Genomic DNA, 14,340 nt, shown 5'->3' with positions numbered 1-14,340 from the left:
GCCCTGCTTGATGCCGATGTTGAACACTTTGTAGCCGTTGTTGGTGAGGATGATGTCCACCAGGTTCTTGCCGATGTCGTGCACGTCGCCGCGGACGGTGGCGATCACCATGGTGCCCTTGCCGGAGGAATCGGACTTCTCCATGTGCGGCTCGAGCAGGGCCACGGCGTTCTTCATGACCTCGGCGGACTGCAGCACGAAGGGCAGCTGCATCTCGCCGGCGCCGAAGCGCTCACCGACCACTTTCATGCCTTCGAGGAGCTGGTCGTTGATGATGGCCAGCGGTGACATGCCTTCACTGCGGGCCAGGTCCAGGTCGGCTTCCAGGCCCTTGCCTTCGCCGTCGATGATGCGCCGCTGCAGGCGTTCGCCGGTGGGCAGGGCCGCGAGTTCCGCGGCGCGCTGGTCCTTGAGCGCTGCGGTGTCGACGCCGGCGAAGAGGTCCAGCATGATGGCCAGGGGGTCGTACGTAACGTTGCCGTCGGCGTCGTATTCGCGGCGGTCATAGACGAGGTCCAGGGCCACCTTCCGCTGTTCCTCCGGGAGTGAAGCGAGGGGCACGATCTTGGCGGCGTCGATGATGCCGCTGGTCAGGCCCGCCTGCACGGCCTCGTGCAGGAACACCGAGTTCAGGGCCATGCGCGCTGCCGGGTTCAGGCCGAAGGACACGTTCGAGACGCCGAGGGTGGTTTGGATGCCGGGGTACTTCGCGGTGATCTGGCGGATGGCCTCGATGGTTTCGATGCCGTCCCGTCGGGTTTCTTCCTGGCCCGTGGCGATGGGGAAGGTCAGGGCGTCGACGATGATGTCCTCGACGCGCATCCCCCATTCGCCCACCAGGGCGTCGACGAGGCGGGAGGCGATGTCCACTTTGCCTTCGGTGGTGCGTGCCTGGCCCTGTTCGTCGATGGTCAGGGCGATCACGGCGGTGCCGTGTTCCTTCACGAGCGGCATGATGCGTGCGAAGCGGCTGTCCGGGCCGTCGCCGTCCTCATAGTTGACGGAGTTGACCACCGGGCGGCCGCCGATGTGTTCGAGCCCGGCCTGAAGTACGGCCGGTTCGGTGGAGTCCATGACCAGCGGGAGCGTGGAGGCGGCCGCGAAACGCGAGACGATCTCCTTCATGTCGGCCACGCCGTCGCGCCCCACGTAGTCGATGCAGACGTCCAGCAGGTGCGCGCCGACGCGGACCTGCTCGCGGGCGATGTCGACGCAGTCGTCCCAGCGCTCTTCGAGCATCGCCTGGCGGAACGCCTTCGAACCGTTTGCGTTGGTGCGCTCGCCAATGGCGAGGTACGCGGACTCCTGGTCGAAATTCACGTGGTGGTAGAGGGAGGCGATGCCTGCTTCACGCTCGGTGGGAACGCGGCTGCCGTCGGCGCCCCTGCCGCCGCTGGTGACGGCGGCGACGGTGCGGAAGGGCGCAAGACGCTCGACGACGGCGGCCATGTGTTCCGGCGTCGTACCGCAACATCCGCCCACGAGGCCCAGGCCGAATTCGCGCACGAACTGCTCGTGCGCGGTGGCGAGTTCGCTGGGTGAGAGTGGGTAGTGCGCGCCATTGGGACCGAGCACGGGCAGGCCGGCGTTGGGCATGCAGGCGATGGCCACGGAGGACTGTTTGGCGAGGTGGCGCAGGTGCTCGCTCATCTCGTCCGGCCCGGTGGCGCAGTTCAGGCCGATGGCGTCGACGCCGAGCGGCTCGAGGGCGGTGAGCGCGGCGCCGATCTCGGAGCCCATCAGCATGGTGCCGGTGGTCTCGACGGTCACCGTAACGAAGATGGGGAGCCGGATGCCGCGGGTCACGATGGCCTGCTTGCAGCCGTTGACCGCGGCTTTGGTCTGCAGGAGGTCCTGGCTGGTTTCGATGAGGAAGGCATCCGCGCCGCCGTCGATGAGGCCCTCGGCCTGGAGGGCGAAGGTCTGCTTGAGGTAGTCGTAGCTGGTGTGCCCGAGGCTGGGGAGCTTGGTGCCCGGCCCCATGGAGCCGAGGACCCAGCGCATCCGTCCGTCTGTTTTTTCTGCCGCTTCAGCGCGGTCGCGGGCGATCTGCGCACCCTTCCGGGCGAGCTCTTCGATCCGGTCGTCGATGCCGTAGTCGGAGAGGTTGGACCAGTTGGCGCCGAAGGTGTTGGTTTCGACAGCGTCGATTCCCACGGCGAAGTACGCGTCATGAATGTCCGCGAGAACGTCCGGCCGCGTGGCGTTGAGGATCTCGTTGCAGCCTTCCAGCCCCAGGAAGTCGTCCTCGAGCGACAGCTCCCGCCCCTGCAACATGGTGCCCATGGCCCCATCGGCGATGACGACCCGGTGGTTCACCGCATCCAGCAGCTCCTGGGCGCGGACGGGGCGGGGCACGGACTCAATATCAAGCGCGAAACGAGGCATATGAACAGACTACGGGCGGGGCCCGAACATTGGGCCGTGTTTCTGTGTACTACGGCGGGGAGTGGCGTCTGGCTAGACCTCCGCCACGGCCGGAGCGGACGACGGCGAGACATCCCGCCGTCGTCCGCTCCCCGCACATCCGTTCAGGCCTGGTCGGTGGGCATGATCCAGAGCTCTCCGATGGAGGCGTGCCGGGGCCGGGTGACCATGTAGGCAACGCCGTCGGCGATGTCCTCCGGTGCGAGGACCTCTGTCTGCTCGTAGAAGGGGTCGATCATTTCGCCGCGGACCGCGGCGGTGTTGTGTGAGCCCAGCTCGGTGTCGACGCCGCCGGGTTCCAGGACGCCGACGCGCACGTGGCGCTGGGTCACTTCCTGGCGGAGGGATTCGGTGAAGCCGTTGACGCCGAACTTGGTGAGGTTGTAGACGCCGTACCCGTTCCAGGCCACGCGCCCGGCGATCGAACTGATGTTGACGATGTCCGCGACCCGGCGGGGACTGTCCTCGGCGGCTTTGAGCAGGTGCGGCAGGGCGGCGTGGGTGGTGTGCAGCAGGCCCTGGACGTTGACGGCGATCATGCGGTCCCAGTCCTCGGGGTCGGCGCCGACTACCGGGCCCAGGAGCATCAGGCCGGCGTTGTTGACCAGGATGTCCAGCTGCCCGAAGCGCTCCACGGTCTGGTCGACGGCGGCCTGGGCCTGGGCGCGGTTGGTGATGTCTGCTTCGATGACCAGGGCTGTGCCGCCGGCTTGTTCGATTTCGGCGGCGAGGGCTTCCAGCCGCTCACGGCGCCGGGCGACAAGTGCCACGGAGGCGCCGAGTGCTGCGAGCTGCCGTGCGGTCGCGGCTCCGATGCCGCTGCTGGCTCCGGTGACGAGGGCGGTGGTTCCGGTCAGTTTCGATGTCATGGGGTGTTCTCCTCCGGGGTTGGTGCCCGTTTTTGGGCAGCCGGAAGCTGCTGGCGTCCGGCTGGACTTTGGTGGTGGGGTGTTGGGGTGGTGGGTGATGGACGACGGCGGGACCTCCCGCCGTCGTCCGTTTCCGTTTTGTCAGGCGTCGGTGTGGGCGAGGTTGCTGGAGAGTTCGCGGTGGGCGTCGGCCTGGGCCTGGAGGGCCTTGCCCCGGGTCTCGAAGACGCCCACGGCGTCAGCTCCGGCGGCGAACCGCAGCGGGGGTTCGTCCAGTTCGGCCAGCTGGATCAGCGCGTCGGCGAGCTTGGCCGGATCCCCACCTTGCAGGCCGTTCATGCTCTTCCAGCCGGCGACGATCTGCGCAGTGCGCTCGGCGTAGTCCCCGATGGTGGATTCGGCGTAGCTGGTGGATTCCGGGGTGAGCAGCTCGGTGCGGAAGAACCCCGGCTCCACGATCATGGAGCGGATGCCGAACGGTGCGACCTCGGGGGCCAGCGACTCCGCCCAGCCTTCCACGCCGAACTTCGACGCGGCGTAGGCGGACAGGAACTCCCCGCCGGCGAGACCGGCGGTGGAGGAGATGGTGACCACCAGGCCGGAGCGCTGGGCCCGCAGGACCGGCAGGGCCGCGCGGGTGACGTTCATGGACCCGAACATGGTGGTTTCGATCTGTGCCCGGAAGTCCGCCGGGGTGATTTCCTCGAAGAACCCGGCGTAGAAGTTGCCGGCGTTGTTCACCAGGACGTCGATCCGGCCGAACCGGTCGACGGCTGCCTGGATGGCGGCGGCCGCGTCGGCGGGATCGGTGACGTCGAGCTTGACGGCCAGGAGGTCCTCGCTGTCACCGACTGCTTGGGTGACCTTTTCGGGGTTGCGGCCGGTGGCGACCACGGCGTGGCCGGCGGCGAGGGCTGCCTTCGCGATGTCGGTGCCCATGCCGCGGCCGGCGCCGGTGATGAACCAGACCTTCTTGCCGGTGGTGTTGTTGGCCTGCTCGGTGGTGGTGTTTTGTTCAGTCATGGGAGGGTTCTGTCTTTCCTGTGGTGCGCCCTGGCTGCGCGTGGGGGCGCATGGGGGCGGTGGATCCGCCGGCAGGATCGCCGGCGGTGGCTGTTTGGGAGGTTTCTTCGGGTGGCGATGCCGCCCAGCTGGCGAGGAATGCCAGCGCATTTGCGGAGGCGGAGCCCGGCTCCGCGGTGAAGGTGAACACGACCTGTCCTTCGTCGCCGGGGAGGTCCAGCGTTTCGTATTGCAGGGACAGGTCGCCGGCCACCGGGTGGTGGAAGCGCTTGGTTCCGGTGGTGTGGATCCGCACGTCGTGCCCGGCCCAGAGCGCTGCGAACAGTCCGCTGCCCGTGGTGAGCTCGCCGACCAGCTCGTTCAGCGCCCGGTCGTGCGGATTCCGGCCGGATTCCAGGCGCAGCATCGCGACCATGATGGCCGCGATCGCGTTCCAGTCGGGGTAGAAGTCGGCTGCCCGCGGATCGAGGAAGATGTAGCGGGCCTGGTTTGGCAGCCGGCCCGGAACGTCCCGACCAAACGACACAGGTGAGTTAAATACCTCGGAGTACAGGGCCCGTCCCAGCATGTTGCCGGCGAGCACGTCGCCGCGGCTGTTCTGCACCATGCCGGCCACTCCGGTCATCCCGTCCAGCAGGCGCAGCACTCCGGGACGGACCCGTTGCTGCGCCGGACGGCGGGGCGTCCGGCTCGACGGCGCTGCCTCGTCCAGCTGAAGCGCGGAGGCCACAGCCTCGAGCACCGAGTCTGAGACACCGCGGATACTGCCGCGTTCCAGCCGCGTGTAGTAGTCCGTGCTCACCCCGGCGAGCTGCGCCACTTCCTCACGGCGCAGCCCCGGCACACGCCGCAGTTCCCCATAGCTGAGGATCCCTGCCTGCTCCGGGCTGACCTTCGCACGACGCGAAACCAGGAACTCACGGATCTCTTCTTTTCTGTCCACAAGATCCACGGTACGCAGGCCGTTTGGCTGGCGGCAGTGTCTGTCAGACACCCCCAAAGCGGACGTCGGGTGGGCGCCATTCTTGTTCCAAACTGGGCGGCTAAACACTTAGGTCGGCCTTGATCTTGGCGCAAACTCTAGCAGTCGAGGATTCTGAACTAGCTTTGCTACCGCCGTCGAAGGGAACGAAAGTCATGGAACTTCGTGGATCGAAGGATGTCGCCGTTGCACCGAAGTATCAGTTCCGCACCATAGGCCACTCTCCGCGTAATACGGATGCCATGCCGAGAAAGAGGCTGCAGGGATAACATTTCGTATTCACCCAGATAAGGAATTCGCGAGTGGAAAACGATTCAGAATATAGGGAAGTAGGTCATGTCGACACATGGCTTCACAGGAGAGAAGTCGGTCTCACCCGCCTCGTTTTTACTACGAGGACACCGGTGCCGCTTCCCGACGGCTTCAGGTACGACGGTGCGGCCGCAGCGCTCGGTACGGGAGCTAGCTCTGATGATGTGAACTGGGTGACGTTTCATGTGCGCCATATAGTTGGCGGCCCATCACAGGCGTTTCGAGCTGCGGAAGCTGTATTTCAGGTTGCTGGTATGGAAGCCCAATCCGACGACGGCAAACACGAGTTGGATCCCAGCCTGCAAGAAGTCTGGACAGTCATCGATGCTGTAACACCGACCCAGGTCATCACTACCCCCGACCCTCGTCTCTCCGCTATCGCTCGGGCTTGGTCCGAAGATCCGTTAATGAGGGTCATCTACGTGATGCGTCAAATTGTGCGAGCTGAACGAGCACACTCCCAAAGCGCTGTGGGCATCCCAAGCTATGAGCAGATCTTGCACCCAGTACTTGGATATCAAGGTACTGGCGAGCAACTCATGGTCGATGACCAACCGCATTCGCGTGTCTTCGCGACCTTGATGCCGGAATGGACGGATCCCACCCTAGTAGTTCTGGAACATTCCAACATCACTCTTGACCAAGGTCTGGCGCGCACGGCAGCAAGCCAGCAAGATCCAGTACTTTCCAAATGGCTGGTTGATTTGGAACTTGAGCTTCCTAACGTTTTATGGCGAGAACGCCTTTGCGATGCCGCCCATCAATTTCGGGGTGAGGGCCGATACGACCTGACAGTGATCCTGTCAGCGACAGCCACGGAAGTCCTCATTGACGGCCTACTGCAACTTCTTTGGTGGGAAGAGAGCCTAACCAACGTAGACACTACGGCGGCGACGGTGGCGGCGGCCTTTGACTCGTCGAAAGATTCCATAGCACGGATGAACAAATACCTCACGCCTCTCTTGGGCGGTAACTGGTCAGACCCCGACGGACCGGTCCAACAATGGATCGCGAAAACGTGGAAGCTCCGACATAGATGCGTACACGGTGGCTACTACCCCACTCACCAGGAAGCAGAGTCGGCGCTCAAGTCGTCTCACGACTTTGCAACGTTTCTCTTCGATCAGATATCTCACAAAAGAAGCACCTTTCCACGCATCTGCCTTCACACTGTGGCGCAGTCAGGACTGCTGAAGCGCGGCGTCTGGGGTGGAAAAATCCGGCACTTTGCGGAGAACGAGGCTCAAAAGGAACGCGATTGGAGATATGACATTAAGGCCTTCCGTGATCAGATCGAACAGCACCGGCACTAAAGAGTTCGATCCAGGCACTCGAACTGTCCTCCGGGCATGAAATGGCATGGGTGTCAAACGGTCGCTTTAGATGCATACCCTGATACCGCTCCACCGCCCGTCTAATTGGTTGGGCGGATCGGGCCCTCGGCTGATATAACCAAGGCATGGATCTGGCGGACGATGCGACAAACAAGGTATTGACCCTCGTGGCAGCCGGGGGTGCTGCCCTCGTGGCACTTTTGGCATTTGGTGTGAGTGTTGTAGCTCTGGTGAGAACATGGCACAGACCGCGGCCCGAGCTCGTGCTTATGCCGATATGGAGGGAAGCTCCGCGCGCAGAAGGCCCTTACCATTCTTACTACTTCGACATTGCCAACGTCGGAAGTGGCCCGGCTATGAACGTTGAGCTTAGCGTTGAAGCTCCATCCCTGGGTTTCGTCGACAACCCTCGAATAAAGACAGCGGTCAAAGGAAGCCACGCCATTAATCAAGACGAATTGAGTGGGCGTCAAGCGATCTTAGCTAGTGGAAGCAAGTTGCGGTTTCCCGTCTGGTTTTACGATAAACAGCAATACGGAATCAATCCCAAGAACAAGTATGTCAGCTTCCTCACGGAGGGTGTGAAAATTAAAGCGGCCTACAGTTTTCCTCCAAAATTGCTGAAGCGCCGGACAAAAAAATTCGACCTAGATGTGGAAGTTCATCGGATCCCCCCGGGTTAGTGCCGGCACTTCCCTCTACCCTGCACTCCGGATGGACGTCAGAAGACGTCGGTTTAGACCGCCTCATGGATCCCCTATCTGAATGCTTTGGCCTAGTTCTCGTCGCCAACCTGGTCCGGGCCCTCATCCGGAACTTCCTCAGCATCCTATGAGTTCATCCACTCTTCAACGACGGCCTTCAGTTATTCCTTCGCCTCGGCCGGCGCGGCTTCACCTCCCTTGTACTTGGCCCACGCAGTCTTACCGACATCAATGCCTTTCATCGCCCAGGCCCCAACCAAAAGCGCCTACTGCCACCAGCGCTGGCCCGGACTTCTTCAAGACCTTCTTCCAAGCATCCGATTCAATGGACTTGATCAGGTCGTCCACGCCGCCCAGGTTCTTTGCCTGGGTGACGATCGCTTGATGCAAGCCTAAGGTGCTCGTCTATCTCCGCCCTCAGCGCTTCTAGGGTGCGCTAGCGGCTACGTGGGACACGAATTGCACCTGCGCCCCTCGAGAATGCCACTACGGCCACAACTCACTCGACAGATAGGTCGGTAAGCAATCGCGGAAATGACGCTCCGTGCCTGTACTCTGAGTCCAAATTCAAAACGATGGAGGGGGAGCATTGGCAACTGAGGAACTAGAGCAGCGGCTAGAGGATATCGGGCGAATCGCGACTGCGGTCAATATGTTTGACTCTTTCGAACTCCAGCTGGCGGCATTTTCATATTTGACTCGCGGCTCTGCACTACTTCCGCCAACCGTCGCTGCTGCCATCGAGGAGGCTGAAGCCGTCGAAGAAGAAATACTGGACACAGTGACCGTCCCGCAGACCGCGCCTTCTTCACCTCTAAAAGCGCCCCGAAAGCGCACCGCCAAGAAGACAACTGTCACTCTCGACAAGAGTTTGGACCTCTACCCAAGCGGTGAGCCGAGCTTCATTGACTTCGCCAACGAGAAAGAACCAAAGACAAATATTCCCCGCGTCGTGGTTACTGTCTATTGGCTCCGCGAGTATGGAAACGTCGATGCGATCACTCCATCTCACATCTACACCTGCTTCAAGGCAATCAACTGGCCGGTGCCGCTGAACATCCCGAACACGCTCGCCAAAGCTGGTGGAGAGAACTATGTTGACAGCTCCAAGAGCGAAGCCATCAAGCTCACCACCCACGGTGAAAATTACATTGAACACGCACTACCCCTAGCAAAGGCATGAGTCTCACACTTGTAGAATTCCTTGCGCTAGTCCCGGGTACAGCCCGTAGGGACCAGATACTCGCAGCCCTCTATTGGAGTACCCACTACAAGGACGGCGAAGCGGTTACTGCCAGTGAGGTCAAAGCCCTGCTAATTCAGGCCAGGCTCAAGAATGCTAAGGGCGTAAACGTCCCTGACGTACTCGCCAAGGCGGGTCCCCTCGTAGATGCGTCACAAAATAACGCAAAGGGGCACAAGTTATGGAAGCTCACCGACACCGGCACCAAATATGTGAGGGATCTTCTAGGGCTGCCCGACGAGCAGCCAGAGATGGCCCACAACGTCGGCTCGCTCCAAAAGACGGCCGCTCAACTAACCGACACGGTTATTCGGCACTACGTGGACGAATCGATCTTGTGCCTCAGCGTCGGGGCGCTGAAGGCTTCAATGGTCTTCCTGTGGTCAGGGGCAATGCGGCACATGCATCTTACTTCCCTCGCAATGGGCGCGTCCGTGCTGACTCAGGCCGTGCAGAAGCATGACGTAAGGGCCAAAGACATCAAGAAAGTAGAGGATCTTGCCCTAGTCAAGGACATGACTTTCCTCTTGGCCTACCGGGAATTAGGAATCGTAGACAAGGGAGAGTGGACGATACTTCAGCACTGCTTGGATACTCGTAATCAGTGTGGGCACCCCAGCAAATATCAGCCGGGCATTCAGAAGGCTTCCTCTTTTATCGAGGACGTAGTGGGCATTGTATTTCGTTAGCTGACGGACGAGCTTTGTCTCTATTCCTAAACCTCCGCCACCGGAGCCGCGAACTGCGCCTCATACAGCCGCGCATAAGCCCCGCCCGCCGCCAACAGCGAAGCGTGCGTGCCCTGCTCCACGATCTGGCCGGCCTCCATCACCAGGATGAGGTCGGCGTCGCGGATCGTGGACAGGCGGTGGGCAATGACGAAGGAAGTCCGGTCGGACCGCAAAGCCCGCATCGCCTTCTGCACCAGTACTTCGGTCCGGGTGTCCACTGAAGAAGTCGCCTCGTCCAGGATCAGCACCGAGGGTCGGGCCAGGAACGCCCGCGCAATCGTCAGCAGCTGCTTCTCGCCGGCAGACACGTTGCCGCCTTCGTCCTCCAGCACCGTGTCGTACCCCTCCGGCAGCGAGTGCACGAACCGGTCCACATACGTCGCCCGCGCGGCTTCCAAGATCTCGTCCTCCGTAGCCGTCGGCCGGCCGTACGCGATGTTGTCCCGGATGGTCCCGCCGAACAGCCACGTATCCTGCAGCACCATGCCCAGCCGCGAGCGCAGCTCGCGCCGGGGCACTGAGGTGACGTCCACGCCGTCGAGCGTTATCCGCCCGGCATCCAGCTCGTAGAACCGCATCATCAGGTTCACCAGCGTGGTCTTGCCCGCACCGGTCGGCCCCACAATCGCGACCGTCTGCCCCGGCTCCGCCACCAGAGAAAGCGAAGAGATCAGCGGCTTGTCCGGCGAATACGAGAAGGAAACAGATTCAAACACCAGCCGCCCACGCCCAAAAACAGGACCAGCAGACGGGGCAGGCTCGGCAGACTCCTCATCCTCATCCAGCAGCGAGAACACCCGCTCGGCCGACGCCACCCCGGACTGCAGCAGGTTGGCCATGGACCCCAGCTGCGCCAGCGGCATGGTGAACTGCCGCGAGTACTGGATGAACGCCTGCACGTCGCCCAGCTGCATGGCCCCGGACGCCACCTGCAAGCCGCCCACCACCGCGATCCCCACGTACACCAGATTCCCGATGAACGTCATGGCCGGCATGATCAGCCCGGAAATGAACTGCGCGCCGAAGCTCGCGTCGTACAGCTCCACGTTCTTCTGCCGGAACCGCTCCTCCACCTCGCGCTGCCGGCCGAACACCTTCACCAGCGCATGCCCGGTGTACGTCTCCTCGATCTGCCCGTTCAGCTCCCCCGTGTGCTTCCACTGCGCCACAAACAGCTTCTGCGAGCGCTTGGCGATCAGCGCCGTGATCCCCAGCGTCAGCGGCACGGTCACCAGCGCGATCAGCGCCAGCGTGGGCGAAAGGATGAACATCATCACCAGCACACCCACCACGGTCAGCACCGACGTGACCGCCTGGCTGATGGACTGCTGCAGGCTCTGTGAGATGTTGTCCACGTCGTTGGTCACCCGGCTCAGCAGCTCACCGCGCTGGATCGAATCGAAATACCGCAGCGGCAGCCGGTGGATCTTCGCCTCAATCTCCTCGCGCAGCCCGAACACCGTCCGCTGCACCACCCCGTTCAGCACATACGCCTGCACCCACATAAACGCCGACGCCAGCACGTACAGCACCAGCGTCCACAGCAGCACGTTGGACAGCGCCGCGAAGTCGATCCCCTGCCCCGGCGTCAGCGCCATGGGCGTCAGCATGTCCGCCTTCTGGTTCTCCCCCGCGGCCCGCAGCTGCGCGATCAGCTCCGCCTTGCTCACCCCGGCGGGCAGTTCCCGCGACACCACCCCGGCGAAGATCAGGTTGGTGCCCTCCCCCAGCAGCCGCGGCCCGATCACCGAGAGCGTCACGCTGGCCACCCCCATGACCAGCACCAGCAGCAGCCAGGCCCGTTCCGGCCGCAGCGTGCCCACCAGCCGCCTGGCCGACGGCCCGAAGTTCATCGCCTTCTCCGCCGGGATGTTCATCCCGCCGAACGGACCGCCGCCCCTTCCGGGTCCTACCGGCGGACGTGGAATGCGTACGACGTCGGCAGTCCCGGTTTTCGAGGCCGAAGCGGTTCCGCCGGGGGCGGCAGGGTTGGGTCCGGCAGGGTTGGAACCGGCACCGTGGGGAGCGCCCGACGTCGGCCGGTTCTGCGTGCTCATACCGTCTCCTCCGCTGCCAGCTGGGAGGAAACGATCTCCCGGTACGTCTCGGACGTCTCCAGCAGCCCGCTGTGCGTTCCGCGCCCCACGATCCTGCCGTCGTCGAGCACCAGGATCTGGTCCGCGTCCACGATGCTGGAGACGCGCTGGGCGATGATCACCAGCGTGGCGCCGGCGGTGTTGCGCTTGAGGGCCTGGCGGAGCCGGGCGTCGGTGCCGGTGTCCAGCGAGGAGAACGAGTCGTCGAAGATGTACAGCTCGGGCCGTTTCACCAGGGCCCGGGCGATGGCCAGCCGCTGCCGCTGCCCGCCGGAGACGTTGGTGCCGCCCTGGGAGATGGGCGCGTCCAGGCCGCCCTCCATCTCCTCCACGAAGTCCCGGGCCTGGGCGATCTCGAGGGCGGTCCAGAGCTCGTCCTCGGTGGCGTCCGGCTTGCCGTACTGCAGGTTGCTGCGGACGGTGCCGCTGAACAGGTAGGGCCGCTGCGGGACCAGGCCGATGTGGCCCCAGAGCAGGTCCGGGTGCAGCTCGCGGACGTCCACGCCGTCCATCCGGACCGAGCCCGTGGTGGCGTCGAACAGCCGCGGCATGAGGTTCACCAGGGTGGTCTTGCCGGCGCCGGTGCTGCCGATGATCGCCGTCGTCTGCCCTGCTTTGGCGGTGAAGCTGAGCCCGGAGAGGACGGGCTGGTCGGCACCCGGGTAGGCGAATCCGACGTCGCGCATTTCCAGTTGCCCGCGGCGGCGCCCGTCCGGCGAAACCGCGCTGCTTACAGGCTTTAGCGGCGGCCGCACGCTCGATTCCGTGTTCAGCACGTCGCCGATCCGGTCCGCGGAGACCGCGGCGCGCGGGATCATCACGGCCATGAAGGTGGCCATCATGACGGACATCAGGATCTGCATCAGGTAGCTCAGGAACGCGATGAGGGTGCCCACCTGCATGGAGCCGTCCTCGATCCGGAACGAGCCGAACCAGATCACCGCCACGCTGGAGACGTTCAGCACCAGCATCACCACGGGGAACGCGAGCGCCATCAGCCGGCCCGCTCGCAGCGCGGTGTCCGTGACGTCGTCGTTGGCCTGGGCGAAGCGGGCGGTCTCGATGTCCTCCCGGACGAACGCGCGCACCACGCGGATGCCGGTGAGTTGCTCGCGGAGCACCCGGTTCACGGTGTCGATTCGCTTCTGCATCTTCCGGAACAGCGGCACCATCCGGGTGATGATCAGCCCGACGCCGATCATGAGCACGGGCACGGCGACGGCGATCAGCCAGGACAGCTGCACGTCCTGCCGGACGGCCATGATCACGCCGCCGATGGCGAGCATGGGCGCGGCCACCATCATGGTGGCGGCCATCAGCACCAGCTGCTGGACCTGCTGGACGTCGTTCGTGGAGCGGGTGATCAGGCTGGGCGCGCCGAACTTCGTGACTTCCTGCTCGGAGAACTCCCCCACCCGGGTGAAGATGGCGCCGCGCAGGTCCCGCCCCACACCCATGGCCGCCTTCGCCCCGAAGTACACGGCAATCACGGCGCACACGATCTGCAGCAGTGTGATCGCCAGCATCAGGCCGCCCAGGCTGAGGATGACGCCGGTGTCCCCCTTGGCCACGCCCTCATCGATGATGTCCGCGTTCAGCGTGGGCAGATACAGCGACGCGATGGACTGGGCCAGCTGGAAAATCACGACGGCGATCAGCAGCTGCCGGTGCGGCCGCAGGTATTCAACAAGCAGTTTCCAGAGCAATGCGGCTCCAAAGGTTCTGTCCCGCTGGTGTTCGAGCTGGAGGTGGTGCGAAGGTCAGTTTACGTCCGGTGGCTGTGATTCATCCGGGGAGCCGGTGGAGAAAGTGGGCCGGTTCTCCGAGAGCGTATTCGCCATGCGTGCGGGCTGGCTCTCCGCAGAGGAAAGTAAAAAATTCCGCTAAAACGCTTGATCACGAGGGCGCCAACACCTATCTTTGGCTTGATCAAACGCTTAAGCAGGACCAGGCACCAAAGTTGATGCCTGCAGCTACCACCCTTTGCGAGGAAGCAAACATGACCCATGATTTTTCTCGGCGCCACGTCCTGCAAGGCACAGGAGCAGGAGCACTCGCCCTGTTCATGTGCAGCGGCATGCCCATCACGGCCACCCAGGCCCAGGGATCACTGCGTGCCGTCTACCACCTGACCCCGCCGTCCGGCTGGCTGTGCGACCCGCAGCGCCCGGTGTATGCCAACGGCGCCCACCACCTGTACTACCTGCACTCCGGGCAGAACAACGGCCCCGGCGGCTGGGACCACGCCACAACCACCGACGGGGTGACCTTCACCCATCACGGAGTCGCGCTGCCGCTGCAGCCAGACTTTCCCGTGTGGTCGGGCTCGGCAGTCGTCGACACGTCAAACACTGCGGGCTTCGGCGCGGGGGCCATCGTGGCGCTCGCGACGCAGCCCACCGACAACATCCGCAAGTACCAGGAGCAGTACCTGTACTGGTCAACCGACGGCGGTTACACCTTTACGGCACTCCCGAGTCCGGTGATCGTCAATACCGACGGCCGGACCGCGACGACACCGGCGGAGATCGATAACGCGGAATGGTTCCGCGATCCGAAGATCCACTGGGATGCGGCGCGCAGCGAGTGGGTATGCGTAATCGGCCGAGCCCGATACGC

11 protein-coding genes and 1 pseudogene are annotated in these 14,340 nt (G+C 63.5%); 5 read left to right on the top strand and 7 right to left on the bottom strand.

Features of this window, described 5'->3' with window-relative positions:
• The 4 genes from V6M49_RS05125 to V6M49_RS05110 form a co-directional block, all read right to left on the bottom strand.
• Positions 1–2,388 (bottom strand): homocysteine S-methyltransferase family protein (locus V6M49_RS05125; protein WP_332760391.1); only part of this gene is annotated, 2,388 nt, incomplete at its 3' end.
• A 143-nt stretch (positions 2,389–2,531) separates the two neighbouring features.
• Entirely contained in the window at positions 2,532–3,296 is a 765-nt protein-coding gene (locus tag V6M49_RS05120) for an SDR family NAD(P)-dependent oxidoreductase (protein ID WP_332760390.1), read from the bottom strand.
• A 141-nt stretch (positions 3,297–3,437) separates the two neighbouring features.
• Positions 3,438–4,319, bottom strand: coding sequence for an SDR family oxidoreductase (locus V6M49_RS05115; RefSeq protein ID WP_332760389.1), 882 nt, complete (start codon positions 4,317–4,319; stop codon positions 3,438–3,440).
• On the bottom strand, positions 4,312–5,262 hold the full coding sequence (locus V6M49_RS05110; protein WP_332760387.1) for a helix-turn-helix domain-containing protein: 951 nt from the start codon (positions 5,260–5,262) through the stop codon (positions 4,312–4,314). The genes V6M49_RS05115 and V6M49_RS05110 overlap by 8 nt, the downstream gene beginning before the upstream one ends.
• 341 nt (positions 5,263–5,603) lie before the next feature.
• Here V6M49_RS05110 and V6M49_RS05105 point away from each other — a divergent pair, with 341 nt between their 5' ends.
• Both V6M49_RS05105 and V6M49_RS05100 read left to right on the top strand, forming a co-directional pair.
• The gene (locus V6M49_RS05105; RefSeq protein ID WP_332760386.1) at positions 5,604–6,926 is read left to right on the top strand and encodes a hypothetical protein; all 1,323 of its coding nucleotides are present in this window, start codon (positions 5,604–5,606) and stop codon (positions 6,924–6,926) included.
• A 146-nt stretch (positions 6,927–7,072) separates the two neighbouring features.
• Positions 7,073–7,630, top strand: a complete 558-nt coding sequence (locus V6M49_RS05100) for a hypothetical protein (RefSeq protein ID WP_332760385.1) — start codon at positions 7,073–7,075, stop codon at positions 7,628–7,630.
• A 249-nt stretch (positions 7,631–7,879) separates the two neighbouring features.
• Here V6M49_RS05100 and V6M49_RS05095 read toward each other — a convergent pair whose 3' ends face one another.
• Positions 7,880–8,041 (bottom strand): hypothetical protein, encoded by a 162-nt coding sequence (locus tag V6M49_RS05095; protein ID WP_332760383.1) that lies wholly within the window; start codon positions 8,039–8,041, stop codon positions 7,880–7,882.
• Between the two features lie 199 nt (positions 8,042–8,240).
• Between V6M49_RS05095 and V6M49_RS05090 the strand changes: the two genes are divergently transcribed.
• On the top strand, positions 8,241–8,834 hold the full coding sequence (locus tag V6M49_RS05090; protein ID WP_332760381.1) for a hypothetical protein: 594 nt from the start codon (positions 8,241–8,243) through the stop codon (positions 8,832–8,834).
• Positions 8,831–9,583 carry a hypothetical protein gene (locus tag V6M49_RS05085; RefSeq protein WP_332760379.1) on the top strand — a complete coding sequence of 251 codons (753 nt, stop codon included), beginning with the start codon at positions 8,831–8,833 and terminating at the stop codon, positions 9,581–9,583. The genes V6M49_RS05090 and V6M49_RS05085 overlap by 4 nt, the downstream gene beginning before the upstream one ends.
• Before the next feature lie 26 nt (positions 9,584–9,609).
• Here V6M49_RS05085 and V6M49_RS05080 read toward each other — a convergent pair whose 3' ends face one another.
• Both V6M49_RS05080 and V6M49_RS05075 read right to left on the bottom strand, forming a co-directional pair.
• On the bottom strand, positions 9,610–11,682 hold the full coding sequence (locus V6M49_RS05080; protein ID WP_332760377.1) for an ABC transporter ATP-binding protein: 2,073 nt from the start codon (positions 11,680–11,682) through the stop codon (positions 9,610–9,612).
• Entirely contained in the window at positions 11,679–13,427 is a 1,749-nt protein-coding gene (locus tag V6M49_RS05075; RefSeq protein ID WP_332760375.1) for an ABC transporter ATP-binding protein, read from the bottom strand. Before V6M49_RS05075 ends, V6M49_RS05080 begins: the two co-directional genes overlap by 4 nt.
• 293 nt (positions 13,428–13,720) lie before the next feature.
• Between V6M49_RS05075 and V6M49_RS05070 the strand changes: the two are divergent.
• Positions 13,721–14,340, top strand: a pseudogene (locus tag V6M49_RS05070) (glycoside hydrolase family 32 protein); the annotation flags it as partial.

The sequence above is a fragment of the Pseudarthrobacter sp. genome, from assembly GCF_036675385.1.
Classification (GTDB): Bacteria; Actinomycetota; Actinomycetes; order Actinomycetales; family Micrococcaceae; genus Arthrobacter.
This window is presented reverse-complemented; position numbering and strand designations above follow the sequence as displayed.